The organism is Desulfosporosinus cupriresistens (assembly GCF_001707885.1).
Lineage (GTDB): Bacteria > Bacillota > Desulfitobacteriia > Desulfitobacteriales > Desulfitobacteriaceae > Desulfosporosinus.
In genome coordinates this window covers 1-26,961 of record NZ_MASS01000007.1, presented here as the reverse complement: position 1 = coordinate 26,961, position 26,961 = coordinate 1, and the positions used below count along the sequence as shown (strand labels likewise).

General features: G+C 42.1%; 21 protein-coding genes and 1 riboswitch. All 21 genes read right to left on the bottom strand.

All coding sequences use genetic code 11. From position 1 onward, the window contains the following. Positions 1-129: 129 nt before the first annotated feature. The 21 genes from DSBG_RS04225 to DSBG_RS04125 all read right to left on the bottom strand — a co-directional run bounded on the left by DSBG_RS04225 (position 130) and on the right by DSBG_RS04125 (position 26,623). Positions 130-1,446, bottom strand: a complete 1,317-nt coding sequence (locus DSBG_RS04225; RefSeq protein ID WP_068962978.1) for an efflux RND transporter periplasmic adaptor subunit — start codon at positions 1,444-1,446, stop codon at positions 130-132. Positions 1,447-1,462: 16 nt separating this feature from the next. After that, positions 1,463-3,841 (bottom strand): ABC transporter permease, encoded by a 2,379-nt coding sequence (locus DSBG_RS04220; protein ID WP_068962977.1) that lies wholly within the window; start codon positions 3,839-3,841, stop codon positions 1,463-1,465. Beyond that, positions 3,835-4,539 carry an ABC transporter ATP-binding protein gene (locus DSBG_RS04215; protein WP_068962976.1) on the bottom strand — a complete coding sequence of 235 codons (705 nt, stop codon included), beginning with the start codon at positions 4,537-4,539 and terminating at the stop codon, positions 3,835-3,837. The genes DSBG_RS04220 and DSBG_RS04215 overlap by 7 nt, the downstream gene beginning before the upstream one ends. 12 nt (positions 4,540-4,551) lie before the next feature. Next, positions 4,552-5,196, bottom strand: a complete 645-nt coding sequence (locus tag DSBG_RS04210) for a TetR/AcrR family transcriptional regulator (RefSeq protein ID WP_068962975.1) — start codon at positions 5,194-5,196, stop codon at positions 4,552-4,554. A gap of 200 nt (positions 5,197-5,396) precedes the next feature. Then, on the bottom strand, positions 5,397-6,047 hold the full coding sequence (locus DSBG_RS04205) for a potassium channel family protein (RefSeq protein ID WP_068962974.1): 651 nt from the start codon (positions 6,045-6,047) through the stop codon (positions 5,397-5,399). Positions 6,048-6,060: 13 nt separating this feature from the next. Beyond that, positions 6,061-7,398 (bottom strand): TrkH family potassium uptake protein, encoded by a 1,338-nt coding sequence (locus DSBG_RS04200; protein ID WP_242877402.1) that lies wholly within the window; start codon positions 7,396-7,398, stop codon positions 6,061-6,063. 426 nt (positions 7,399-7,824) lie between these two features. Continuing rightward, the gene (locus DSBG_RS04195) at positions 7,825-8,004 is read right to left on the bottom strand and encodes a hypothetical protein (RefSeq protein WP_068962973.1); all 180 of its coding nucleotides are present in this window, start codon (positions 8,002-8,004) and stop codon (positions 7,825-7,827) included. Between the two features lie 35 nt (positions 8,005-8,039). Beyond that, the gene (locus DSBG_RS04190) at positions 8,040-9,521 is read right to left on the bottom strand and encodes a putative sulfate exporter family transporter (protein ID WP_068962972.1); all 1,482 of its coding nucleotides are present in this window, start codon (positions 9,519-9,521) and stop codon (positions 8,040-8,042) included. Between the two features lie 450 nt (positions 9,522-9,971). Beyond that, a complete protein-coding gene (locus DSBG_RS04185; protein ID WP_068962971.1) occupies positions 9,972-11,156 on the bottom strand; it encodes a pyridoxal phosphate-dependent aminotransferase in 1,185 nt (394 codons plus the stop codon). A gap of 235 nt (positions 11,157-11,391) precedes the next feature. Beyond that, positions 11,392-12,888: a B12-binding domain-containing radical SAM protein gene (locus DSBG_RS04180; RefSeq protein WP_068962970.1), complete on the bottom strand. Its 1,497-nt coding sequence runs from the start codon at positions 12,886-12,888 to the stop codon at positions 11,392-11,394. Positions 12,889-12,892: 4 nt separating this feature from the next. Further along, positions 12,893-14,215 carry a B12 lower ligand biosynthesis radical SAM protein BzaD gene (bzaD, locus tag DSBG_RS04175; RefSeq protein ID WP_068962969.1) on the bottom strand — a complete coding sequence of 441 codons (1,323 nt, stop codon included), beginning with the start codon at positions 14,213-14,215 and terminating at the stop codon, positions 12,893-12,895. A 5-nt stretch (positions 14,216-14,220) separates the two neighbouring features. Then, the gene (locus tag DSBG_RS04170; RefSeq protein WP_068962968.1) at positions 14,221-15,756 is read right to left on the bottom strand and encodes a DUF2284 domain-containing protein; all 1,536 of its coding nucleotides are present in this window, start codon (positions 15,754-15,756) and stop codon (positions 14,221-14,223) included. After that, positions 15,753-16,253, bottom strand: a complete 501-nt coding sequence (gene purE / locus DSBG_RS04165) for a 5-(carboxyamino)imidazole ribonucleotide mutase (protein WP_068962967.1) — start codon at positions 16,251-16,253, stop codon at positions 15,753-15,755. Before purE ends, DSBG_RS04170 begins: the two co-directional genes overlap by 4 nt. Before the next feature lie 24 nt (positions 16,254-16,277). Further along, entirely contained in the window at positions 16,278-17,576 is a 1,299-nt protein-coding gene (gene bzaB / locus DSBG_RS04160) for a B12 lower ligand biosynthesis ThiC-like protein BzaB (protein ID WP_068962966.1), read from the bottom strand. A 200-nt stretch (positions 17,577-17,776) separates the two neighbouring features. Then, positions 17,777-19,054 carry a phosphomethylpyrimidine synthase ThiC gene (gene thiC, locus DSBG_RS04155; protein ID WP_242877404.1) on the bottom strand — a complete coding sequence of 426 codons (1,278 nt, stop codon included), beginning with the start codon at positions 19,052-19,054 and terminating at the stop codon, positions 17,777-17,779. Between the two features lie 157 nt (positions 19,055-19,211). Next, positions 19,212-19,392: riboswitch (cobalamin riboswitch) on the bottom strand. Positions 19,393-19,477: 85 nt separating this feature from the next. Beyond that, positions 19,478-20,302: a 3'-5' exonuclease gene (locus DSBG_RS04150; protein WP_068962964.1), complete on the bottom strand. Its 825-nt coding sequence runs from the start codon at positions 20,300-20,302 to the stop codon at positions 19,478-19,480. Positions 20,303-20,508: 206 nt separating this feature from the next. Further along, complete coding sequence (locus DSBG_RS04145; RefSeq protein ID WP_009618635.1) at positions 20,509-20,679, bottom strand: aspartyl-phosphate phosphatase Spo0E family protein; 171 nt, start codon at positions 20,677-20,679, stop codon at positions 20,509-20,511. A gap of 188 nt (positions 20,680-20,867) precedes the next feature. After that, positions 20,868-23,597, bottom strand: a complete 2,730-nt coding sequence (locus DSBG_RS04140; protein ID WP_068962963.1) for a PAS domain S-box protein — start codon at positions 23,595-23,597, stop codon at positions 20,868-20,870. A 290-nt stretch (positions 23,598-23,887) separates the two neighbouring features. Continuing rightward, positions 23,888-24,190 (bottom strand): STAS domain-containing protein, encoded by a 303-nt coding sequence (locus tag DSBG_RS04135; RefSeq protein ID WP_068962962.1) that lies wholly within the window; start codon positions 24,188-24,190, stop codon positions 23,888-23,890. Further along, positions 24,187-25,899, bottom strand: coding sequence for a methyl-accepting chemotaxis protein (locus DSBG_RS04130; protein WP_068962961.1), 1,713 nt, complete (start codon positions 25,897-25,899; stop codon positions 24,187-24,189). The genes DSBG_RS04135 and DSBG_RS04130 overlap by 4 nt, the downstream gene beginning before the upstream one ends. 430 nt (positions 25,900-26,329) lie before the next feature. Then, entirely contained in the window at positions 26,330-26,623 is a 294-nt protein-coding gene (locus DSBG_RS04125; RefSeq protein WP_068962960.1) for an STAS domain-containing protein, read from the bottom strand. Positions 26,624-26,961: the final 338 nt, after the last annotated feature.

Here is a 26,961-nt window from a genome sequence, read left to right as displayed (position 1 = left end):
ACGTACGATCATGCTCAAATAACATCCCCCCTCATTCGGACGCTAAAACATTCTGTCCAAGTGAAGGAGGATATAGGCATTGCAATGTCTAGCAAATCACTCTTGGTTAGACAACTGATGAAAGATAACCTAAATCACCGCTTTAACTCGCTTTCCTTCCTTCAGGTTTGTTAAATTAGTGTCTAAAATTATTACATCTCCTGCTGACAAGCCTTGCTCAATGATCACGTCGCTGTCATTCTCCAGGCCCTTTTTCACAGGCTGAATTTTAGCTTGACCTTGCTGAATTACCCAGACAGCATCCCCTTGTTGATACGGGAAAAGGGCTGTTTTAGGAATGAGAAGTTTATTAGGAACTTCCAAAGTAGTAAATTTCACATCCACACTACTCCCTAGGACAACAGCGGGAGAACGATCATCGAGCAGAATCGTTACTTTCACTCGGTTTTCCTTAAGGCCGAGTGGAGAAATCTTCTCAACGGCTGAGGGATCAACCGCTTCAACTTTACCCGTTAAAGATTTATTGCCAACACTGGTAGCTTGAATAACTTGCACTGGACTCCCCACTTTGATGTCGAGGGCATCACTAGCTAGGACAAAGCTCTCTAACTTATAGCCTTTGTTTCCATAGATAGTCATAATTTGCTGGCCAAGTGGAATAACATTTCCTTCTTTTAAAGAAAGATCTTTGACGGAACCCTCTTGTAGGGCAACGACCGTGGCTTTGCTGATCTTATCTTCCAGTTGGTCGATTTGTGCCTGCAGAGCATTTTTTTGATTGATATAATAGATTTCTGTACCTTGAGAAGACTGATATTGCTCGTTAATCAGCTTCAACCCTTCTTTTTGCTGCTCTAAGAAATTTTCTGCTTTCTCAGACGCCGTCTGAGCCTCTTCATATTGCACAGCAGAAATCGAACCCGCTTCATACAAAGCTTTCATTCGAGTCAGGTTAAGTTCCTCCGTCTGAGCATCCTTCTCCGCTTGTTCAATAATTAAGTTCTGTTGCGCGACCTGCGCGTCATTGGGGTTTTTGTGGTTCTGCAAGCGTTGACCTTCTAAACTTTGGTATTGAGCCTTGAGGGATTCCAACTGATAGTTCAGGTCGCTAGTACTCATCACAAAGAGCACTTGGCCCTTCTGGACTTTATCTCCATTTTGAACCTTGAGGGATTCCAGTTTCCCTTCCACTGGGTTAAAGATGGGCCACTCCTGAGCGGCGATAACTTCCCCTTCCTCGGTAAAGCCTTTTGTAAAATCTTTAGGCTGAAGAGTATATACTCCGGCTGACAAAGGCATTGCTTTCGATACTGCTACAGCAATAATAATGAGGACAGCCAGCCCCCCTGCAATTAAGAACTTTCTCTTCTTGGGGTTCCGAAGATTGAAGTTGTGTAATTTAAACGTTTTAGGCGTTTGATTGAGGGTTGTCTTTTCAATTGTCATCTTTTCATCCTCCTACCTAGTCTCTCGTCGCGAGAATTTCGACAAACGGAAGCGACTTTATCTTCTTGAAAGCCCAGCTTTGGGCTACTATTACGGAAACGGCCGTTCCAACAGCTGCACCAAGTAACGCTACTGGCGGAAGTTCTGCCGGAAGGGAGTACAGGTCATTACTCATGGCTTGAGCCATACCAATTTCCAACCCATAGGCCAAAGGGATACCTAGAAGGATTCCAAATATATATAACGTCCATTGTTCTGAGGTGATTACTCTCAATACCTCTCGCGGAGTCATACCTAAAACACGCAGGGAAGCCAATTCACGTTTTCGTTCAGACAGAGAAATAATGCTAGAATTATAGATGAGGGCAAAGCCCGTAATTCCGCCGAGAATGGCCAGCAACCAAGTGGTAAACCCGAAGGAATCCATCATTTTTCGAATTTTATCCCCTGTATCTTTAAGGGATTCTATCGAGGTGACATTACTTGCGTTGCGATACTTGCTTTTCATTTGCCCTACTTCAGACTGATCCATTTTCACAAGCATCGATGTGCTAATTTCTCCTTGCCGGAGAAAACGCTGCAGTTCTGTTTCCTCCATAAAGGCATTAAGTCCGACATATTGGGGAACGACACCTATGACCAACAAATTCTCACCCTTTTGACCCAGTGGATCTTTCCGCCAGGGACTTTCCACATAAATAGTATCTCCTGCTTGGACATTTAAAGATTTTGCTAAATGTTCGGAAAGCAAAATTCCTTGATCAGGCACCTCGATGCGTCGACCGTTTTTATCGAGAATATTATAGAGCGTAGAATCTTTAGCGAGACCCATTAGCGATACTTCTTTCTTTAACCAACCACTTTTCAAGGTAGCAGGCGCTTCCAATACGGGTTCCACTTTAGAAACTCCTGCTTCATGGGTAAGAGCAAGCTTTGTGGCACCAGTCGCGGCAGGATGGGTCAAAGATAGTTTGACGTCATAGGTTTGAACCTGTTCCAATTGAACAACCGTTAATAAGTTGGTCATGTTTTGCATTGACCAAGATACCGTCATTAAGCTAAAAACAACAGCAATACCCAGGACATTAAAAATGCTTCGAGTTGGAGTACGAAAAACATCCCGAATTCCCATCTGGGCTTGTGAAGTTAGTCGTTTCCAAAACCAGGTGATTTTCTCCAAACGAGTCTTGTTCGCTGTAACAGGAGCAGGAGGCCTCATCGCTTGAGCTGGTTCTAGACGTAAAATGTCTAGACTCCCTCTGATGCCACTAATCAAGCTGAAGAAAAGTGCTAGCGCCAAACCAATAAGCAGATACTTGAACGAAAATTCGCTTTGAAGTCCCGGCAGAGCAAAGTATTGTTTATACATTGTGGTTAGAGGGAAGGATAGGGCAACCCCAGATAATCCTCCAAGTAATCCCCCTATCGTTCCAATGAGCAAGGGATAGGTAAGATAATGCCTGATGACCTCTCGATCAGTAAAGCCAAAGGCCTTAAGTGTCCCGATGGCAACCCTTTGCTGTTCGATTAGCCGTCTCAACATCGTGTATAGAATAATAGCAGCGACTCCTAAAAAGACCACGGGAAGAGTTTTGGTCATGCTTCTGATATTGGTTATTTCGCTGGTCAAGATGGCATTGCTCATTTGATCCTTACGAGGGACAATACTTTGTAGACCATAAGGTTTTAACTCGGATTGCAGGCTATCTTTAACTGAATCAAAACTCACTCCGCTCTTTAGCGTGACCACCAGATCATTGACCTGCCCCTTTTCTTTAACCAGAGCCTTAAGCGAACTTAAAGGGACATAAGCAATCCCAAAATCTTCTGGCGAAGGATAAAGGTCTTGAGCAGTTCTCATAATGTAAATAAATTCTGGACTTTGAGCTGTTCCTGTCACATAGAAGGTAGCTTGTTTCCCTTCTAAGATAACTTTAATGCTATCGCCTAATGACAAATGATTCGCCGCAAAAAACTGAGGATCGACTAATATTTCCGATTGGTTCTCGTTTGGTAGGTGTCCTGTCAAGAGACGGATTTGGTTGATTTTTGGGGTGTTGGTCATATTAACGGAGACCATTCTCAAATAGCGATTAGAATCTTTCTGTTGATCTAATAGGCGAACGTCTTTGACAATCCGACCTTCCGCTTGATCAACTCCAGGTATAAACGTGAGAGAATTTACTTTGTTTTCCGGATACCCCGTAACATCAATGAATCCGTCAGCAAAATGTGTTTCGCTATAAAAAGCTTGTTGAGCCTTATCCATATTTTCTACGACAATTGACATCGATGTGTAAATCATTAAGCCGATGGCAATAACCACGATACAGGCCAGATAGACTCCTTTATTCTCTTTAATATCTCGCCAAGTCTTTCTTCTGAGCATTACCATGATATTTCCTCCGGCGAAAGTGGTCGCTCATTGACTTTCACGTAATCAAGTAAGCCGTCTTTTAAATAGAAGACTCTGTCTGCCATTTTAGCGATTTCAGCATTATGAGTAATTATCATCACTGTTTTGTGGGATTCACGGTTTAATTTCTGTAACGAAATTAGAACCTGAATGCCCGTTTGAATATCCAAGGCACCCGTCGGCTCATCACAGAGGAGAAGTTCGGGGTTTTTAACAATTGCCCGAGCGATAGCAACCCGTTGTTGCTGTCCTCCTGAGAGTTGGGATGGAAAGTGATCTGACCAGGCTTCCAGACCAACTTCACGGAGGACGTCAGATACCGAGAGTGGATTTTGCGCTATCTCCACTGCCAACTTGACATTTTCGTAGCTTGTGAGATTAGGCATTAAATTGTAGTTTTGAAAGACAAAGCCTACCTCGTTCCGGCGATAAAGGGTAAGCTGCTGCTCGTCAATGGTATGAAGAGGTTGTCCTTTGTAATAAAGCTCGCCGGTTGAAGCCCTGGTCATTCCTCCAATAATATTTAGTAAGGTTGTTTTACCCGAGCCACTTTGACCCAAGACAACAATGAATTCTCCTTGAAAGATCTGAAAGTCAATCCCTTTTAGGACTTCTACTTCGACTTCACCGGTGCGATAAGACTTGCGGAGATCTTTTCCCTCTAAGAGAACACCCATCCCAAATCCCTCCTATGTTTCATCTCTCAAAGACGAATACATTCCATACTTTAAGATCTCCATATACTCGTTATACTCTTCCATCAACTGATCATAGTTCTGTAATAGCTCTTGCTCCTTCCCCTGATAATTCATCACATATTTATCTCCCAGGGCTTTTAGAAAGAGCATCATAATTTCAATCGCCTTTGAAGGATTAACCCCCCTGCGAAACTTGGAATAATCAATCTCCTGAAAAAACGCAGACATATATTCATTTGAAAGCTTACGATACTTATTCTCTATTTCAGATCCAATATCTGCTTGAGAATTCACCAGAGCTTCTACAATTATCTTGCTCATTTCCGGGTTTTCATGAGTTAATTTGAGCTTGATCACACTCACTTCGCTCAATCTTTGGAAGATATCCTTAGTTTCTTGCAGAGGGTATTGATTGTACGCTTCGACAAGAGTTCGGAAGCAATAATCCACAACATAAAGATATAACCCTCGCTTGTTCTTAAAATAATGAAACAAAATCCCCTTGGAGATACCTGCCTCCTTTACAATCGTGTTAGTTGAAGCCTGCTCATATCCTTTCTCGGCAAACTCAAGGATACAGGCATCCAAAATGTTTTTCTGCTTTTCTTCACTCAGATTTTCAAAATTAGAGTACACATTTTATCTCTCCTTAATCAAACTCGCTACCGTTACAGATTATCTTGCGAGATTCTCTGACCAAATTATACACTCCATTGACCACATGGTCAATCGAAATGCATTCGTCTAGCTGGCTGTGCTAGCTCTCGTGATATACCTAAGCTAAACCAAAAATAGCCCGCGTTAACGGACTATTGATTAGAATAGTTTTTTCAGCACTAGTCAGGCAATTTGGAAAGCGCTTTTTTATTACAAACAACAACCAAAATGTCTTTATCTTCAACTACAGCATCTGCGCCAGGAGCAATAATAATCTGATCTGCTCCTTTTTTGATCGCCACCACATTGATTTTATAGACTGCTCTTAAATCTAACTCGCCAAGTGTTCTATTGACAAAGCGTGCAGAAGCAATGATCTCAAAAATACTGTAGTCTAAGGACAACTCGATGAAATCCATAACATTCGTTCGAATTAAGTTATTGGCTAGACGAATGCCCATATCTTGTTCCGGATAAATAATTTTGTCCGCGCCGATTTTCTCCAATACTTTACCGTGTAGGCTGGATTGGGCCTTAGTCACAACATAGGGGATTCCCATTTCTTTGAGCATAAGTGTAATCAGGATATTCGCCTCGAGATCATCTCCGATTGCTACAATTCCCACATCAAAATTTCGTACACCTAGGGCCCGGAGTGTCTCTTCGTCGCGTGCATCAGCCTGTACTGCTTGGGTCACATCATGCATTATGACCTGAACGGCGTGTTCGTTCTTATCCATTGCTAGGACATCATGTCCTAATACATTGAGGGTTTTGGCTACACTTGTCCCGAATCGACCTAATCCAATCACCACAAATTGTTTGCGCACGGATTTGTCCCCCTTAACCAATCATGATTCGTTCATCCGGATATTTAATATGGTCTGCTCCATTATGTCTTTTCTGAGAAAGCACAAACGCCAAAGTCAGCGGCCCGACGCGCCCAATAAACATGGTTAAAATAATGGCCATTTTTCCGATTTCAGAAAGAACAGGCGTCATTCCCATCGAAAGACCCACTGTCCCAAAGGCAGAAGTCACTTCGAAAAGAACGGTCAGTAAATCGACCCTTTCAGTTAGTGAAAGGATCGAGATTACTATAAAGATTAAGAAGGCTGCCGAAGTCGTGATAGCCCACGCTTTCTGAATAACATCCTTAGGTAAGGTCCTTCCCTTTAAAACAACATGCGGTTGACTACGATAAGTACTCAATACAGATAATATAATCGCTATGAAAGTCGTTGTCTTAATTCCCCCTCCAGCTGAACCGGGAGAAGCTCCAACAAACATAAGTCCAATCATCGAGAGTAGTGATGTTTCATGCATGCCTGCAATGTTAAGGGTGTTAAAACCAGCTGTCCGTGGCGAGACCGATTGAAAAAAGGCGGCTAAGATCTTTGTCCCTAGCGGAAGAGGCCCCAAGGTCTTGGGATTTGCAAATTCAATAACAAAAATTATTACTGCTCCCACTAAAATAAGAATTGCGGACACCTGCACAACGATTTTTGTATGTAATTTAATCGTTCTTCCCTTATTGCCCAGCAGATCTGCTAAAACGATAAAACCCAAGCCTCCACAGATAATCAAAAGCATGATTGTTATATTTACGATAGGATCGCCAACGTAACCTGTAAGACTAGAAAAATTCCCAAAAAGATCAAAACCTGCATTATTAAACGCTGAAACCGAGTGGAAGATACCATAATAAAGAGCTTTGCTAAAACCGAAATCGAAGGACCAGCGCATCGTTAGGATCAAGGCACCAATTGCTTCAATTGCAAAGGAAATCTGGATGACTGACCTAAATAGTCGCACAATACCTTCGACTGAAACGTGATTCAAAGCCTCTTGCAGCAATAAACGTTCCTTAAATGTAATCCTTTTTCTCAGAATGAAGGCAAACATCGTGGCAAAGGTCATAAAACCAAGCCCACCCACTTGGATCATCAACATAATGACTACTTGACCAAAACCCGTGAAGGTTGTCGCTGTATCGACGACTACTAAGCCCGTAACACAAACTGCTGAGGTTGCCGTAAAAAGCGCATTCAAGAAAGATAAACCACGCCCATCGTGTGTTGCCAGGGGTAAGGTGAGTAGCAGCGCTCCAAATAGGATGACCATAGCAAAACCTAAAACCAAAACTCGCGATGGGGTCATTAGTTTTCCTAATGCATTCAAGCCCTTTTCCTCCACGACTTTATTCGAGCAAAAAATATTATATCATACAAACACTACCCCTACGCGACATCCAGCATAGAAAATGACTATCGCTGGGACACATCCTATTTTGTTCGGTTTGAGTTTATCTACGACCTAAATCATCCGACCTTTTGATTTTTGTCATCATGATGACTGGGATATAACATCCCGTTGAAAGCAGTTCAACGAGATGTTATGTTTTTATTTTGCAGCCTAATAATGGGTGGTATTTACTTGATTATTAAAGCGAAACAACCCACGGAAACAATCTCGAATAGCTCTGAACACGAGTGACTGCCCACCCAAGGAACGAATACAAACCCACTGGATTATACCTTATATCCAGTGGGTTTGTTTAAGGTTTAAGCCTCATTCAAATTTTATTACAATTACTTATACTCTCTTTTACTTAAATACCCCAAAGGATACGATAAAGATCGCTAGTAATATCAAACCTAACCCTAAACTGAAGGAGATAAGCTTTTTCTCAATAGGTAGCAAGTCATACCATTCATCAGCTTCTTCGAGCTCAGGCTGGGCATTTACTACAAACTGTCCAGCTTTACCGAGTTGCTCTTTTGCCATATTCAAAACCTCCTTACCAAGTTTTTCCTACTGAGCTAACCGCCAACTATCGGTGGTGTAATGCCATGGTAGAAAAGCCAGGAAACAAAGAGACCAATCCAGAGAATAAAACCAAATAGACAGACAACATATACTCCCACAATACGACTCATGCCAGCTGCCCATAGCTTGCGAACATTAGTAACTAAACCAATCGAGAAGAAACATAACGCAAAGAAGAATGTCCGCAAAGCGTTTGCCTGGTCAGATCCTACGGTCGCGGTTTTTACAATACTAGGATTATTTAAGCCCATTATCAGCAGAATCAGAAAAGTTAAAGCAAAGCCTATGACAAATTTAGGAAAACGTTCCCATATCTCACCCGCTGAAACCTTACTTCCTGCTTTTGAGGTCTTTGATTTATCAATTCTAAAAACAGACCAGATGACCGCCAAAATGAATGCCCATATACCAATAAATACATCGATAAAGACTTTAGTAGTAGTGGCTGCCATCAGAATCCAGCCTTCTTGCCAATTGATACCTAGTTCTTTTAAGGCCTTAGCTCGGATCAACGAATCAGTGATCGCCCCACTAGCAACAGCCCCGCCGTCGCTCTTCACGGCTAAGCCCATCCAAGCTCCAGCCACCATTGGTTCGCGAAATAGCCAGCACTGAGCGAGCCAAGGCAAAAAGAGCAATTCAACAGCTACAAAGACAATAATGACTGCAGACAAAACAACGGGAATCATTTGACGGGCACGAATTGCTCCGCCAGTAGCTATCGCTGCCGCAACTCCACAGATAGAGATACCTGAAGCCAAAGGGGCAGCCCATTCCGGTGTAAATTTAAAGTATCTGCGTGCAATAAAGTAGACTATCGGCCAATAAATTAAGTACGCCTCAACCACAGCGCAAAGTCCCCGGATAATCACTGTGCTTGCCAAACCCAGAGCACCAACTGTCTTAATACCGATGGCAGCACCTAATATTACAATACCGGTTTTAATAAACCATTCCGGCTTAGCAGCCTCTTCCAAGAATTTCGCAAAACCAAGAAAAAAGTTTCCTATGATTAGACCGATGATCATAGCAAAAACAAAGCCCATCTCTCCCAGGCTCAACGACCAGGGTATTTTAAGGCTAGCTTGTTTATCGGGGGTAGCAGCAATGAAAGCATTATTACCCAAGACTAGGCAGCCAAAGGTAATCCAGTAAATGATACTAAAGCCGACGAGGTATTTGAATGGCTTTGCTCCCATAGCTACCGCGCCGATAGTCGTAATCACTAGCAAGAATAGATACGTTAACAAGGCTGCATTAATGCCCGACATACTTTGAAAGCTTTTGGACACTGGAGCCAGAGCTTTGGATGAATCGATCCAAACATTGAATTTGACCACCCAACCAAGCAGGTCTATCCCAATAACGGGACCCAGGCTTAGTAAAAAGACGAATAACCCAAGCCAGACCGCCCACCAGTCTTCACTTTTGAGTATTGACTTTTTCCGAAAAAGCTCATCACCTTCTGAGATCATGTTTTCACCTTCCTGCAATTAATTTTCAGACACGTTAAACTTAGGCAATTTTCACACCACCTCCTTACCATTTTCTATTCTTTATTTGCTAGAAATATCACAAGAATATTTAGGTATCATTATTACAAGGATTCATAAGATATTGGAAATCCTTCTTTCTTCGTTTATTTGAGCTTTATACAATTTACACGCCAAATCATCCTTTGATATAACGTGAACCCATTGCTGTATATTGTATTCTGATAAAAGTATAATGCTCGTACAATGTCGAAGTCCTAAGAAAGGTGCTGAGATAATCCGGAATTTAGTGTTATAATTTATCATATAATTGTTAGTAGTTTAGATAACAATACTGCTGCCAAAACAACAAAGAACCTTTTCCTAATATTTCAGGAAAAGGTTCTTTGTACATTTAACTGTATTTCAACTTTTCATCCATTAACATCTTATCTATTTAACTTCATCAATTAAAGCCTTAAAGCCCGGCAATGCCTTCTCAATCGTTTTATAAGCAACACAATAAGCAATTCGAACGTAACCAGGGCAACCAAAGGCTGTGCCCGTGACAATGAGAATATTTTTCTTCTTGGCCAGGTTGCAGAATTCAACATCATTCTCAATCGGAGTTTTCACAAACAAATAAAAAGCGCCTTCGGGTTTAATACATTCGTAGCCACAGGATGAGAGTCCATTATAAAGAAGTTCTCGATTCTTATTATAGGTATCAATATCTACCTTGGCATTTAAGCACTTGGCAACGACGCGCTGGAATAACGACGGCGCATTGACATAACCTAAAATGCGATTGGCAATATTTGCTGCTGAAATAATATTTTCATAATCTGCAGCCTGATCTGAAATCACTAAATAGCCAATTCTTTCACCGGGTAACGACAAAGATTTGCTGAAAGAATACCCGATTACCGTATTCGCATAATATTTTGTTAGATATGGGACTTCAACATTATCATAAGCAAGCTCTCTATAGGGTTCGTCCGAAACGAGATAAATATCTGTTCCGAATTCCTTTTGCTTCTCTCTCATTATTTCAGAAAGCTTGATGATGGTTTCTTCCGAATAGACAACCCCTGTAGGGTTATTAGGAGAATTGATGATCACTGCTTTTGTTTTTGGAGTGATCTTCGCCTTGAATTCCTCTAGATTAGGCTGGAAATCAACTGTATTAGGGGAGACTATTACCAACTCACCCTCATAGTTTTTCACATAGTTTCTGTACTCTCCAAAAAACGGTGCGAAAGTAATGACCTCATCGAGAGGGTTAAGTAACGTTTTGAAAATAACATTTAAACCACCTGCTGCGCCAACGGTCATAAGAATGTTTTTTTGGGTAAAAGCAGTACCGAATTTATCATTGATGGACTTGGCGATTGTAGCTCTTACTTCTTCATAACCCGAATTATTCATATACCCATGAATACTCATAGGATGTTCGGTGTTTAAAATCTCTAAGATTGCCTTATTTATTTCCTCCGGCGGTTCAACATTGGGGTTCCCGATGCTAAAATCAAATACATTTTCCGCTCCGTGAATTTCGGCCAGCCTTTTTCCTTCCTCAAACATGGCTCGAATAACAGAACTGCTTTTTACCTGCTCTTGCATTTTTATAGATATCATAGCACTCAACCTTTCTTCTATAACTTTATATTTTCAGCTCAGACCAATTCTCTGATGTTATGAAACCCCTATGTAATTTGCGCAATGGAAATCATATACATTATACCATAACTCGCATTTCTTTTTGTAATAAGCAGAAAATGTTCACAATTGCGACTTTGACACGAGGTATTTTACGCAAAAAAACCGCTCCACCTTCATCGATTATTTCGAGAAGGTGGAGCGGTTATGACACTCATGCCAAAATCTTATTAATCTCTTTTTCAGTGGTTCTAACCAGAGTCTCTACCCGTTCCTCCGTAAACTGTCCCCCGGCCTCCATCGTTTTTAATGTATTCTCAAATAAAGTGACCAACACCTTATTTGTTTTTGTATATCGTTCCTGGGCATTCTCGGGTTCCGCAACCTTCCCACCCCAAATTCCAGACATAATGTCAAAAAGGAAGTTCGTAATTTGCCTCATGATCATGGCCAAAACCGCTACTTTAGGATCCGTAAGCGTCACGATACTTTCATAAGTTGATGCTTGGACTTCCAGACGTCCAGCAGCCTTCAGATCTTGGTGAGCCTTGGTTCCTTTTAAAACAATTAAATGATGGTAAAGTACGTTAGCCGTAATAGAAAGATCTTTTACTAAGTCATTGCGCTTCAAAAATTCAAAGTTGACCCGGATATCTTCTAAGGATGAATCAGGCTCAAACATGATAAACCCAACACTCGGTTCGATCCCATATTTGCGGAGGATACGGATAGCCTTCTCGTTCTGGGCAACCGTCGTCAGCTTATTAATCCGCTGCAGCGAACGGTCACTGCCGCTCTCCAGTCCAATGAGAATATTGTTCAGACCAGCTTCCACCAACGCCTTAACAGTTTCATCATGGATATCATTGACTCGAGCCTCAATCCCAAACTTAATGTTTCTGGATTTAAGTAAGGCCGCCAACTGCAATGCCCGTCGCTGGCCCCTTTCACCGGGGCCAAAAAAATTAGGATCAGTAAAATAAAAAGATTTTATCTGATGTTGTGCAATTAATTGATCGATTTCCGCTATAATATTTTCCGGAGTCCGCCCCCGCCACCGTGAACCCTGTCCATAAAAAGGGTTGATGTAGCAAAAAGTACACCCACCATAACATCCCCTACTTCCCTGCAGGTTTACCTCAGGCAAACGGAACAGGGCTTCCGTTCGCACGGGAAAAGGCAGGGCGTCTAGATCACCTATTAGTTCGCGGCGCATGGCAACAATTGTACCTGAGTCATCCCGTTGGGCCAGACCAGGCATGTTCTCCAGACAATCCTGGCAATTAACAGCTTTGACTAACTGGGCAAAGGTTAGTTCCGGTTCGCCTAGGACCACAGAATCGATGTCCGGGCATTGCAACAACACGTCTTCGAAGTCTGTGGTTGGATAGTACCCATATACCGTGATATAACCAGCAAGCCGCTCCGCTTTAAGCTTGCGAAGAAAATCATACAAAACTTTGTCTGTCTGCCAATGATAGACCATATGAACCCCTATCATGTCTGGTTCAAATTCTCTTACCCTGCGTTCAATTTCCTGGTAATCGAGTCCCTCCAAGAATCCTTCGATGATTTCTACCTCATGCCCCACGCTGGCTAGCAGGCCTGCAGTATAACCAGAAAGGAGGCATGAGGCCAGAGGAGTATTGGCAATGTCGTTACACCGTTCCGAGCGGATGGTCCGCGGGTGCTCTAATAAAAGTATCTTCATTTCGCTACTCAACTCCCTGCCACATAAACACGTTTCTGCACTGCTGAATTGTTTCTAGTTTGTATCGGAAGGCACTAAACGGTTTCGGATTATAATAGGTCGGATAGAGCAGATCCGTCTCTGAGTCGATTACCCCTTGCGCCCTAGCTATTTTTTCGATCTTCGTTCCTGGTAAAATTCGAATATTATTCAAGATAATCGTTCCCAGATTCTTTTTCTTGCTATGCATTTCATAAAGCCGTTCAACAAACTGAATACTTTTTTCACAGGTCTTTTCCGTCTCTCCTGGCACATTAACCATAAAATGATAAACGCTAACCACGTCGGTTTGAGCGACGAGGTTTGCCGCTTTTAAAATTTGCGCCTCGCTCAGGTTTTTGCCCAAGACATCCAGTGATTCCTGACATAGACCGTCGGGGGAAAAGGAAAAACATTCACACCCAGCCCGTTCATATAAAGCAACATTCTTGTCATTGAGCTGATCTTCCCGCAGGAATCCGTCCCACCGAACTTTAAGCTTTCTGCGCAGTAGCTCCTCACAGATTGCCTCGAGATGACCGTGAGGAACGTTGAGTACAGGGTCGGTAAAATGAAAACTCTGAATCCCATAGTCCTTATGCAAAAGTTCCATTTCGTCCACGACGGCGGTGGTTGGTCGGCACCGCAATCGCTTCCCCTGAAGTTGCGGATAGACACAATAGGCGCAATTTAGCGCACATCCCCGTTTAGCCTCAATACCAATCGTTGGAACGTAGTTGTTAATCCCCTGATAAAGCGCAGGGTCCAGTAAAAGCCTATTTGCCGGAACATAGTTGGCCATATCAAAATTCGTGGCGGGCGGTGAAACATGCACCCTCGAACCCTCTCTAAGGCACAGCCCGGGCATTGGGGGGGGATTATTGATCGAACGGAGAAGAGCTGGGAAGGAGACTTCTGCTTCTCCGACAATGCCATAATCCAGTTCCGGTAGTTCGAGCATCAGCCGTTCTGGAAAAAGGGAAAAACCTGTACCACCAACAATTAGCTTAGCTTGGGGCAAAACGGCGGCAATAAAGCGAACCGTGACAATAAAGGGGGCAATCAGCGAGCTAGTTTTATTGCCTAAGGGATCAATATTGCGCAGGGATAAACCAATGGCCTCCGGTTGGAACGCTAAGAGTTTCTCCTTCAGCGCTCCAAAAGGATCTCGTTCCAAGTTCATGTCCAAGATATCTACCTCATGGCCATGGCTTTGCAGAAGACCAGCAAGAAGAACAATTCCAATGGGATAGACTCGTTCCTGAGATATTTCTTCAACTGAAGGAGTTTGGATCATTAGAACACGCACGTAATTCACTCCAATAGCAACAGAGCAAAATATCTAACATAGTCGCCCTTGTTGCGCAAAATCCCAAGTTTAAGTCCCGCCCGTCTGACGGTCTCAAAGACATCGATACCCGCTCCCTCCATGGCGGGCCTGGCATCCCGTGTATTGCAACACTTCCCGTTCGGAAAAGTTGCAGCGCAGGTATCACAAAGCACGCATGGGCCAGCCCAATAAGAGAAGGCTTTATGAAATCCCGCCAAAAAACCTTCTCGTTCAGCAGCCAAAACCCGTTTTTGAAATATCTTTCCTGGAGGCTCCCCCTCTAGCAGAAGCGCCTGCGAAAAATCTTTTAGCACGTCTCTAGTTTTTTGCGGGGTGGGACTATTAGGCGGACAGTGGGGATGTCCATACCGATCACAACCATACTGGCAACGGAGGTCCGTCCAATCTGAGACATGAATATCTGCTGTAGATACCGGAAGAACTTGGCTAAATCCCATAGCTTTGATCCTCGCGATCAGTCGGGTCCTGGCATCCAAGCGAAGAGTAGCAAATTTTGTTGCGTCCTTCGCGGCAAAGATTACAGCAGTGTCCGTCTCTAAGGGAATGAGCTCAGTTGTATGGAGTTTAGACATGGCAAGTTGCTCTCTGACCCAAGCTTGGGAGAAGGTTCTGCCATTGTAGGTATTAATGAACATATTTAGATCCAGCAGAGCAGCTTTTTCTGGGGAGTGTTCGGGGAAAAAATCATGAATTACCAGGAATCCTTCCGGTTTGAGACAATTTGCAGCTCGGTCTAGGATCAATGGAATTTCCTCTTCGGAATAAGCGTGAATAATATTGGAAAGAACAACTAAATCAAACCGCTCTTGTTCTACAGTCCAGGGCTCTAATATATTAGTTGGTAGGTAGGAAACCCGTTTTCCGAACTCCTGCTTGTCCAACAACTCTCGCGTATAGTTAAGGACCTCTCCAATATCTAGCAAGGTAGCCGATAGGACTGGAAAGCTCTCCAGAAAACCACTGGCAATCGCCCCTGAACCGGTTCCCACATCCAGAAGCTCTCCCTTGAGGTCAAGCCCCTGGAAGAATGGTAAGATTTCCTCTACTTTAGTCCTGGCCACATTATCCATAGCTTTGATATATTTGCGAATCCGCTGGCTAAACTGCTTTGCATCCTCTTCTTCGGCTGGAAAATTCACTCTGCCACCGGCCTTAAGGGATCCTGCCAGGTCCTGCCACCCTAGCCGTAGACCCTTGCGCCAGAGGATCGAATCCCCTTGATAATTAGGCCTGCCAATCACAAGATAGTCACTAGCCAGTTTGGTGTTAAAATAGCTACCGCTATCGCAAGCCACTAAGTTAATGGCACATAGTGCTTGAAGAAAACGCCCGAGACCAGAGCTAGGCATATCCAACACGCTTGCTAGTTCAGCAGTCGTCAGGCCTTTAGGCTCAAGCAAATTAAAGACTTCTAATTCCACTGCCGTAAACAGCACCTCGGAAAACCAGTACCCTGTTGCCAGATCTTCTAAGTACTGAGCGCCTGTATCAACCTTCAACTTACTTCACTCAACTGTCTTTGGAGCGCTTCGTCCTTAGCCTCAATATCCCGCAACATCTGAGCACGATAGTCTTTAACCTTAATGCTTAAGGCCCTATCTTGAATCGTCAGAATCTGAACCGCAAGCAAGGCTGCATTACGTGCCCCACCGATCCCTACAGTCGCAACTGGAATCCCTGTAGGCATTTGCACAATGGAGTAAAGTGCATCGATTCCTTCTAAAGCACCACTGCTCATCGGCACACCGATGACAGGTAAAATCGTCGCCCCCGCTACAACCCCCGGCAAATGAGCCGCTAAACCAGCCGCTGCAATAATCAGTTTGCCTCCTTGGGTCTCAAAACCTTTCACCCAATTGACGGTTCTATCCAACGTCCTCTGAGCGGAGGAAATTATAACATCGAAGGAAACTTCAAATTGACGCAGAATTTCCAGAGCTTCCTCCATGACTTGGTAATCCGAATCACTTCCCATAATGATCCCAACTTGGTTCATTCTGGCCCCTCCCTCGTCTAGTTTTTAACAGCTGCCTTCCGTTGTTCCAAGGTATTCTCCAACCACTTTCATGGCGCAGAAGCCACCACACATCGAGCAAGCTACATCCCCCTCCTCATTACGCTCTCCGCGGATCCGCCGCGCCGTTGGAGGATCAATTGCCAATTCAATTTGTTTATCCCAATCCAAGGCCTTACGAGCTCGAGCCATAGCTAAATCCCATTCTCGTGCACCCTTAACTCCATTCACAATATCTGCAGCGTGTGTAGCAATGCGCGTAGCTATGACCCCAGCATGAACATCTTCTGCGGTTGGCAGGCGGAGATGTTCGGCAGGTGTTACATAACAAATAAAATTGGCTCCGGAAATGGCAGCCGTTGTGGCGCCGATCGCTGCTGTGATATGGTCATAACCCGGGGCTATATCTGTAACTAAATTACCAAGTATATAATACGGGACATGATGACAAAGTTGTTTTTGGAGCAAGATAGTTGGCGGGATTTGATCCAACGGTACGTGGCCCGGGCCTTCTACCATCACTTGAACACCAGCTTCCAGGGCCCGCTTCACCAACTCTCCGGCCACAATCACCCCTTGGACTTGGGCACGGTCCAGAGAATCTTCAATACAACCCGGTCGAATAGCATCTCCAATGCTAAGTGTTACATCATACTTTTTACAAATTTCCAGCACACGATCAAATTGGGTATAAAGAGGGTTATCCTGGTTGTTGTGAAACATCCAACCTGTTAAAAAGGCCCCACCCCGGCTTACAATATCAGTGATTCTGCCTTGATTCTTTAGCCTTTCCAAGATCGATCTGTTTAAAGCTGAATGGATTGCCATAAAGTCAATTCCGTCCGCTGCTTGACGTTCAATCATTTCGAACATATCCTCAACCTTCATGCCGACAACGCTTCCGTTTTTAAAAATACTCTCCATCCCTGCTTGATAAGTTGGGACAGAGCCGACAGGTAATGTGGTAGAAGCAATAACCTTACGGCGGAAAGCATCAATATCGCCGCCTGTACTTAACTCCATAATCGCATCAGCACCTGCACCTTCGGCAACTCTTATTTTGTGAAGCTCATCCTCAAAGTCCACACAGTCTGGTGAGGTCCCGATGTTAGCATTTACTTTAGTACGAAGTCCTTCCCCAACTGCGACCCCGACCGAATTCTTGCGTAGCTTGTTTTTCATGATCACTACTCGACCTTGGGCTACCTTCTCACATAATTCTTCCGCTCTAAAGCCTTCTATTTTGGCTAATTTCTCTACCTCAGGGGTAATAATTCCTTGTCTCGCTTTAATCAATTGGGTCATCTCAATCTCTCCATTCTTCATTTAAATTCTTAGTTCTTTATTTTAGGTCTCTAGCATTGTCTTGCTTGCATTCTCACCTTTAATCACGTGCCCCTACCGATATTCGAACCCAAACCTCGCTTATGCCCTTACTCATGTTCGAACTCCGATCCACGAACTTCGAACCTCGCATTAGCCCCTACCCATATTCGAACCTCGCTTTAGCACTCCCACGGTAGTTCTTGAAAGAACTCACCAGCCACAGCCATAGCACACCCCTTTTGACATTTATTACAGAGAGGCTTTTCGCTTGAGTGGAAATCAGCAAGCCTTTCCTGGGATAACGCTAACATTTTCTGCGCTTCTACATTTTGCTCTCGCCGTGCTTTGCTCATTTGCAAATCCCAATTCTCTGCTCCAGGATATCCTTTTGCCAGATCGGCCACGTGAGCAGCAATACGCGAAGCGACTACTCCCCGGTAAACATCCTGGGCATTCGGGTAAGCAATATGTTCAGCCGGTGTAACGTAACAGAGTAGATCTGCCCCAGCTGCGCCTGCCATAGCCCCACCGATAGCAGCGGTGATTTCGTCATAGCCTGGCGCTACATCTGTCGATACCGGGCCGAAGACAAAATATGGGGCACCCTGACACACTTGTTTTTCTAATTTAATGGTTGTGGCAATTTGATTTGGTGGAGTGTGACCAGGTCCCTTAATCATGATTTGTACTCCAGCTTGTCTGCTACGCTTCACTAACTCACCTAAAATGACCAGTTCTTCAACCTGTGAACGACATAATGAATCTGCCCCTGCACCGGGTCGCATTGCATCTGCTAAGCTTAAGGTAACCTCATGTTTTTTAGCGATTTCAAGGATGCGGTCAAACATGGTATACAAAAAGTTTTCCTTACCATGATAGAGCATCCAACCCATCAGTAAGGATCCACCTCGACTCACCAGATTTAGGACCCGCTGATCCGCCTTGGCCGTTTGTAATAATCCGCTGTGCAAAGCGCAATGCAAGCCCATAAAGTCTACGCCATCTGCTGCTTGACGCTCCATAACTTGAAAAAAATCTTCCGGTTCAAGCGCTAAGGCTGAGCCCTTCGTGCGCACAGCTTCGGCAAAAGCCTGATAAATAGGTAGAGAACCTAACGGTAATGGTACTCTTTCAATGATCGTTCTTCTTGCTTCATCCATATCACCCGCAGTACTCAAATCCATGACAGCATGCGTTCCTGCTCTCATAGCCTCGTCTACTTTAAATAGTTCGTCAACTAACCGGTCCTCATCTGCATCGATACCGATGCTGGCACTAACTTTGGTACTTAGGCCCATCCCAAATCCTTGAGGTTTTTTGGGCTGGTGATGAATATTATAGGGTATCACAATCTGTCCGTTAGCAACCCGTTCCATAAGGAGTTGGACATTCATATGTTCATCTTGAGAAATCCTTGTAAAAATCGGGTTCTCTTGACCCTTTTGGGCCATTTCCATTAATGTCAAACGAAACTCTCCTTTCAATGCTTGGACTACGAGCACCTTGAAAAGAACATTTGAAGTAGCAAAAAAATAAAAAGCCTCTAATCACAAAGTGACTAGAGACTTTTCCATAATCTCGTCCACACTACTCTTGGTTCTTCGACAAGGTAGGCTTTTAGCTTGACTACAGGCAGGTCTCCTGGCTTACGGATCATCACATCTGAAGTACCTTCCGGGACTAACCCCGTGGTTACACTTCTTACTCCCCGTTTACAGTGGCGGGACCGCGCCGGACTTTCACCGACTTCCCTTATTCTCCTCTTAAGTGAGGCACCTGTAGTCTGAAATTTTCTAAGCATAGTATAAACAATAAATGTAAGTTTGACAAGGCCTTTTTCAAAAAATTCTCTTTATTTTTACTACCCCTTACATAAATTCCTAATCTGATACTTCTTCATTACTATAGATCGTATTGTTCGAAACAATATTATACTCGCCGTTCTTATGTGTAATTCTGGAGATATGTCTTATCCGAATATTACATAATGCACAATATCCAAATGCAAAATACTTTTTCCTTTTAGTTACCTCCCCATTTTTTTGCACAAAAGCACCACACTCGGGACACCAAATATCTGCTTTATTTATTAGAGTTTTTAGTTTTTCTATCTTTAACTCATTTTCCTTTTGCTCTTTTTCCCAATTCACGACTGCATCCCCAGAAAAATTATATACTTTTTTGAAAATGTCAGAGGTATAGGAGGCATCGCTGAAGGCATCGTGAAAAGGAGAATTTATTTCAATTTCTAGATCTTCTACGACGCTTTCTAAACTGGGTTGTTTGGTTAAGCTCTTTAACTTCATATAAATTTGTTGGATATTAATGAACTTGTTAAATGTTAACGATTCAACACCGAAAAACTGGCAATTATCATGTAAAGCTAAAATATCATCATGCCCCCAAGAGCATAAAATATATTCCTCACCAATCCATGAATTAAAGCTCTCAATCGCTTTAACGAAAGGTATTCCGTGGTGCACCCGACTTGTATTTATATTGGTTTTCCTCTTAACATAGGGATTCATTCTCTTATAAATTACGGGCTTAATTAATAAATCGAATTTACCAACGACGTCTAACTTCTCATTTAATTTAACTGCTCCGATCTGGACAATTTCGTTTTTTAGATCAGAATTAGCAGAATCGCCTTCTTTGAATTTGAAGAACATATTAAATTCCAAATCAAATACAATGTAGTTCATTTTAACCTCCTATATCATTTGTCTATTATAATCCCTCCTCAAACTAAACGCACATAAAAGTTTGATCCTTTATTCGCGTTAGGCTTTTTTCTTTCATCTGAGATGCTCGCGCGAGAACATTAGTGAACTAATATGATAAAAAAGGTTATGATTTCACCAAAACCTAGGCGAATCATAACCATAAGTGGTTGTTACTTTTCTCATGATTACCAAAAGCTTAACTGCTGGTAAGAAGTTATCTTTTGGTATTGGTTAAGCAAGCGATCTAACTGCTGACTAACCTCCACGACCTCACTATCAATTAGGTTACGAGTTAGACCAACTTTATTGAGTCTCTTACGTAGTCCCTCTATTCTTTTCAAAAGTTTCTTTTCCATTTGGATTCCTCCTGAAATGTCATTCTCAAGAAGAATTTTATTGCTATTTTGCTGAAATGGCAAGAATATATTATCCAATAATAGGTAATCATTTGTCGTAATATGGAAATTATCACTTAAAATTTCCATATTGACAATATAATCCATTAGATTTTTCACGTTACTCCGAGCACCCGCTTGTAACATTGCTAACAGCTTATTGAGCTTTTTATATTCTTTATTAAGAGCACTTCGTTACCTTTAGCATTATAGATCACTTTGTCACAAAATGATTTCATCAGTAAAACACCTCGTCCACTTTCTGACTCTAGTAGTTTATCAAACTCTTCTTCGTACATATTTTCTTTTGATTGAGTATCAACTTCTTTAGTATTGAAACCAGGACCATAGTCCTTGACTCTTATTATTAGCTTATCACCAATTCGTCTTGTCTTAACCTTAACTCGCCCACCGGCATAAAAGCCATTGTTCATAGCTTCGTTGATGGCTACCTCTAACATTGATACATTGCTTGGCGTGTTCCGTTCTAGGAATTCACTAATAATTATCTGAGCATTTGCAAGGTCCACTTCATTTTTTACATCCAGCATGATTTCTTGCTTATTTTCTTGGAGAATTTCAATACAAATAACTGAAAAATCATCATTTCTTTCCGGACTTTCCGCCAGTAACTCAAGCCAGTTCTTATATTCCATAAAGTTTCCATGCTTACGTATTCCTTGTAATTCTATTAGATCTGAAGCCCCATCGCTCATCATACAATAGATTTCCCCTGCTTTAAGAGGTAGGGTCACCATTTCGATATCAGGATCATCTATAACACCAAGATAACAACCCGATATGGGGACTAAAGAACACTCCTGTGGCTTGGCAGCTAGAAATAAGGTTATCCCTGCAGAGATAAGTTTAAGCATTGAAGCTTGTAAATCAAATTCGAAGTACAGCAAGGCTATAAAAGAATCCTCATATAAATAGTTCATTATTTTCTTGTTTATATTTTTAAGGACACTCGTCTCAATTTTTTCTCCATTGAGCAGGACGTTGTCCAGCATCATTTTAAAGGTAGCAGTTTGCAAAGCTGTTGCTACGCCATGTCCACTGACATCAATAATGTATCCACACAATTTTTTGTCTTCTTCAAACCACTTGTAGTTAAAAAAATCTCCACTGACTGTTCTATAGGGCTCAAAGATCGTACAGACCCGTACCATGTCACCAGTAAAAGGGTGGGGTAGGGAATCCAGCTGTACTCGCGACGCCAACAAGAGCTCCATCTGAGTTTCCTGTTCCCGGTCCAAAAGCTGCTCTTCAATTTTCTTCCGATCAGTTATATCTACGATACTGGTCGCTTTAAGGGGACTATTGTTTGCTTCATCCTGCACAGGATAACTTTGAAGCCAGAGCCAGCGTACTTCCCCGTCAGGTCTAATAATTCTAAACTCTTCGTTTGTTACTAGGTTCATATCCAGAAAATTCCGGGGGAAAGAACTTCGCATTCTTAGACGGTCAAACGGATCAATTAACTCGACCAAGGAATGTGGGTTGTCCAGTAGACTCTGACAGGACATCCCACTAATTCTTTCGTAGGCCGGACTGACATAGACAATTCTTTCCTTATTAGTAATCAGAAAGATCTCATTGACCGTTTCGGCAAACTGCCTAAATTTCTCTTCGCTCGCTCTCAGCTTGGAGTACAATTTTTTTCTTTCCGTTATATCCATCATTACTGCCAAGGTAGCCTCTTCACTTTCCAAGGTTACATTGGTCCCCTTCAAAAGCACATTAACGATTTCGCCGGACTTTTTGATAAGTTCTATTTCATAAGGGAGGCTAGCTTTTCCCTCAGATCTATCTAACAAAGCTGAGTTAACGAGCATTAAAGAACTTTCTGTCATAAAATCCTTCATATGACGACCGATACAGTCCTCTTCCCTGTACCCTAATACTCCTATGACGGTATTATTTACAAATTCAACCATACCTTTTTTATGGATAACTACAATCTGAGGAGCATTGTTTACAATTGCAGCATATCGTTCTTTGCTTTCCCTAAGTTCCGCCTCCATATTAATCATCTCAGTGATATCCTCGAAACACTCCATTTTTTCACTAATTTGGCCGTATTCATCTTTCAATATTGCTACGCTCTTTAACACATGTCTGATTTGACCATCTTTAGTCACGATTCTACAATTTTCAGTGATTAGAGGTGAGTCAGTAGCGTTACGACACAACTCGCAACCCTCGATACCTACTCCATGTAGTACCACTGAACATTCTTTTCCCATTACTTCTGCAGCAGTATAACCCGTTATCTCCTCGGCAATTTTATTCCATCTAAATATCTTTCGATGCTTATCTACTGAAAGAACAGCACTAGGGACGGTTCTAAACAGCAACTCCGCATATTTTACCTGTTCCCTTAGTTGTTTTTCAAGTCTTTTCCTCTCCGTAATATCTCTAACGATCCCCAATATTTCCGGACATTCATAACCGAGCGTGTGGACGGGTCCATCTTTTACATTAACATATTCGCCTGTATCCAATTTTCTGAGGGTTGTTCGGGATAATGAAGCTGTATTTAACTGATTCTCAGCCTTCTTGACCGCCGAAACATCCCTGCTTATAACATATAATACATTGCTATTATCCCACTTGTCTTTGATAACTCGAGTTTCCGTAGGTATTTGCCTTCCGAATTTAGTACATAGTGAGATCAAACATTGGAAGCTCTCTCCTTCCAACATGGCTTTTACAAATTCCTGGGCCTCTGTACTTCCATACAGAAGTTCAGCGTTCATGTCTCTCATTTCTTCAGGGGTATATTCCAAATTTTCTCTAGCAGCTTGGTTCGCCCGAATGATTCTACCCTTTTCATCTAAGAGGATAAGATACTCATCTATTTGGTCAAATAGCAAATTAAAGTTGCCTTTATATTGTTGATCCGGCGCAGAGTGATCATGTTTTTTAATAATTATAACGGCTACCTCCTGTATTGCAGACAGGCATTATTCTTCCGCTGTCATTTTATACTTAGAAACCTTTGTAACATTTCTCTTCTCCAAACTTTAATGATCTTCTTAGCGCTTAAGGCATTGCTCTTAATAGAACTGGGGCTCTAGACTAAAAGATTATCCATCTTGCCTAGAGCCTCAAGAATATTATTTTCGGTTTTTTGAATTAGTCTAATCGCCAGTGTGATGATTAATTATTCAATAATAAACACCTTGTCCAGCCGCGTACGTTTGATCAGTTCCATTGGCAGACCTTGAGCGCCTATCAATATAAGTCTACCTTTCTTTTCCTTAGTGCGTTTATTAATAGACACTAATGTTCCCAATCCCGAGCTATCAATATAGGTAAGTTTGGAGAGATCTATCCTCAGCTCTGTGATTCCTTGGTCAATTAACTCTAATAGATCATCCCTCAGTAATGCGGCATCACTAACGTAAATTTTATCATTTAAAAATACCATCGCTTGGTTGCCGCAGACTTTTATAGAATGTTTCATGATTTTTCTCCTGACGCGTCAACTTTGAACCTAGAAATAAGATTATGCAGATTTTGTGCCATCGCACTTGTCTGCTCAGAACTTGCTGCTACGGTTTCAATGGTTGCTGTAGTCTCTTCGATTGCTGCTGAAACTTCTTGGGCTTCCCTGCTTGTGCCCTCAATATCTTCGGCCACAATTTCAATTAATTGCACAATTTTATCAGATGAGGCAACCTCATCGTCGGTTACCTTAGCAATTCCATCGATATCACTTACTGTTTCTGTAACGGCCAACATAATGTTCTCCAACGATTTTCCTGCCTTGTTGACCTCTTCCACACCTACTTCAACCTCGGCTAGGCTATGCTTCATGGCTACAACCGCACTATCCGTATTCTCCGTAATCTTGGAAACAAGTTGTAGAATATTTCCGGCTTCTGCATTGGATTGTTCTGCCAGTTTTCTGACTTCCTCCGCAACAACGGCAAATCCTCTACCTGACTCACCAGCCCGAGCCGCTTCAATAGCCGCATTAAGTGCCAGCAGATTGGTTTGATTGGCAATCCCTGTAATGGTTTCATTAATGATGCTAATTTGTTGAGAGTATTCATTCAGAAGCGTGATTACTTTTTCTGCTTCTCTTGTCTTGTTATAAATAGTGTTCATGCACTGCCTGACTTCGTCTACAGTGGCCTTTCCTTCCTTAGCTGCGTTAATTGAAGCTTCTGATTTAATACTAGCTGAAGCCGCTTTATCCTTAGCAATCTGAATAAGAGCTGAAAGTTCGATTAGTACCTGTGAAGTTTCAATACTCGAGTTAGATGCTTCCTCCATCGACCGTGCCACCGTCTGAGTCTTTTGGGAAATGTTTGTTGTCGCCTCCGACACATCGGTTGAAGAAGCCGCCATTTCCTGAGAAGCTGCAGCCAATTCAATCGAACTACTGTTCACCGCTTGTACTATTTCCTTTTGGGCTGTAATCATAGTATTAAATGATTCGCAAAGCTGTCCAATTTCATCTTTGGTCTGAACAGCTGCCTTTACCATAAGATTTCCTTCGCTCGCCTCAGCCATTAACCCCTGTAGCACCTTGATCGGGGCTGTAATCTTGCGGGCAGCAAACAATCCAATTATAATTCCTAAAATTACAACTAGGATTGCAGAAGCTATGGCAACCATGTTTGCCTGTTTCGTGGCTTTAAACGTATTATCCATTGCTTGGTTAATTGCATTATTTTGACGAGTTTTCGCTTCATCAACTTTATTTATCAATTGCGTAGCCAACGGTGCTAATTCGTTGGTTGCAATTTCCATTGCCGCGTCCTTGTTTCCTGCCTTCCATAAAGGAATTAGTTTTTCATCGTCACCCTTTGTGTATTCATCGTTCAGTGCTTTAATCTCCACATATAGACTACGTGAATCTTCTGTACGTGCCTCTTTAATAAGCTCATCTTCCAACTTTGCATTCATATCGGCTAATCGTTTAAATTCATCAAGATACTGATCTGTTCCATAGAGCAAATAGGCTTTAATATTATAGGATTCTCCCAAGGCATTATACGCGATTTCAGTGGTTTTCTCTAGGCACGGTATCTCATATCCCTTAAGATTATTGACAAACACTTGTGCTTGAGTGCAGCTATAAACGGTATACACGAATCCTGCCGTCGCTACTAAGATTACTAGGAGAAAATAGGCCACCATTTTTCTTGCTAATGTCATTTTCATTCATTTCCTGATCCTACGTAAGTAGAAAACAGATTCCTCCCTTACAATTTAGTGCTGAAAACTCATAGTTCTATACATCTTTGCCGCATGTTCTAAAACACTTATTCAGGAGAAATTCTTACACTGTTTATTTGACATAACTATTCAATATTCCTTCTTTTATTCTGCAGTTTCCACGAATAACAGAAAATAATTGCCTGATTAGTCTCTTAATCACCATATTCAGACTTTTTATTTGATATTTAAAGAAAGAAAAATCCATTTCGGTGCAAAAAAAGCGAGAAAAGATGTTCCCTATATTTTTCCATGGGAGCTTCTTTTCTCTTCCTGATTCACACGTCTCAACAACTTAACCCTTGTAACCCTGACTAAAGATGTGAACGTTCTTTCGTATCTTATTCTGTATTCCTAAGTATAAGGTAAAAGCTGTTTATTCAATATTAAAGACCCTATCGAGCCGCGTACGTTTGATCAGCTCTAATGGTAACCCTTGAGCACTCACCAACACTACCCGGCCCTGAGTGCGTTTATTAATAGTCACTAAGGTTCCTAGTCCCGAACTATCGATATAAGTGAGTTCTGAGAGATCAATCCTAAGGTCAGTAACTCCTTGGTCGATAATATCTAATAGATCATCCCTTAGTAACGAGGCGTCGCTAACATGTATTTTATCCTTTAAAAAAACCGTCGCATGGTTTCCGCTGATGTTAATCGAATGTTTCATACTTATGCATTTCCCCTTTTTTTCGTTCAACTAATTTTAAACTTACAGAAAAAAATATATGAGTCTGAAATTTCTCGAACAAAATTCGCAAACTTCAACCAGACCATTATAGAAAACGCAACTAATTGATACCAACCTTATTTACATATAAGTTGGCAGATAATACCGATGCTACATAAGTAGTTTGTTCTTATACGTTCGAACTTCCCATCCAGTAGTTTTTAAGTTCAAAGTAAATTCCCCCAAATTGACCATTTCGGCATCAATAACTATATTCCTGCTTAACTACAGAATAATGTAAAATAGTAATATTTTTATCCCATAGTAGACTTTCACCA

Bases quoted from the DNA above. Each gene is read 5' to 3' on its own strand.
- DSBG_RS04195 (WP_068962973.1), bottom strand. From the start codon at position 8,004: ATGGCAAAAGAGCAACTCGGTAAAGCTGGACAGTTTGTAGTAAATGCC.
- DSBG_RS04190 (WP_068962972.1), bottom strand. From the start codon at position 9,521: ATGATCTCAGAAGGTGATGAGCTTTTTCGGAAAAAGTCAATACTCAAA.
- DSBG_RS04135 (WP_068962962.1), bottom strand. From the start codon at position 24,190: ATGAAACATTCTATAAAAGTCTGCGGCAACCAAGCGATGGTATTTTTA.
- DSBG_RS04180 (WP_068962970.1), bottom strand. From the start codon at position 12,888: ATGAAGATACTTTTATTAGAGCACCCGCGGACCATCCGCTCGGAACGG.
- thiC (WP_242877404.1), bottom strand. From the start codon at position 19,054: ATGGAAATGGCCCAAAAGGGTCAAGAGAACCCGATTTTTACAAGGATT.
- DSBG_RS04185 (WP_068962971.1), bottom strand. From the start codon at position 11,156: ATGATATCTATAAAAATGCAAGAGCAGGTAAAAAGCAGTTCTGTTATT.
- DSBG_RS04220 (WP_068962977.1), bottom strand. From the start codon at position 3,841: ATGGTAATGCTCAGAAGAAAGACTTGGCGAGATATTAAAGAGAATAAA.
- DSBG_RS04150 (WP_068962964.1), bottom strand. From the start codon at position 20,302: ATGAACTACATTGTATTTGATTTGGAATTTAATATGTTCTTCAAATTC.
- DSBG_RS04145 (WP_009618635.1), bottom strand. From the start codon at position 20,679: ATGGAAAAGAAACTTTTGAAAAGAATAGAGGGACTACGTAAGAGACTC.
- DSBG_RS04125 (WP_068962960.1), bottom strand. From the start codon at position 26,623: ATGAAACATTCGATTAACATCAGCGGAAACCATGCGACGGTTTTTTTA.
- DSBG_RS04215 (WP_068962976.1), bottom strand. From the start codon at position 4,539: ATGGGTGTTCTCTTAGAGGGAAAAGATCTCCGCAAGTCTTATCGCACC.
- DSBG_RS04225 (WP_068962978.1), bottom strand. From the start codon at position 1,446: ATGACAATTGAAAAGACAACCCTCAATCAAACGCCTAAAACGTTTAAA.
- purE (WP_068962967.1), bottom strand. From the start codon at position 16,253: ATGAACCAAGTTGGGATCATTATGGGAAGTGATTCGGATTACCAAGTC.
- DSBG_RS04130 (WP_068962961.1), bottom strand. From the start codon at position 25,899: ATGAAAATGACATTAGCAAGAAAAATGGTGGCCTATTTTCTCCTAGTA.
- bzaB (WP_068962966.1), bottom strand. From the start codon at position 17,576: ATGACCCAATTGATTAAAGCGAGACAAGGAATTATTACCCCTGAGGTA.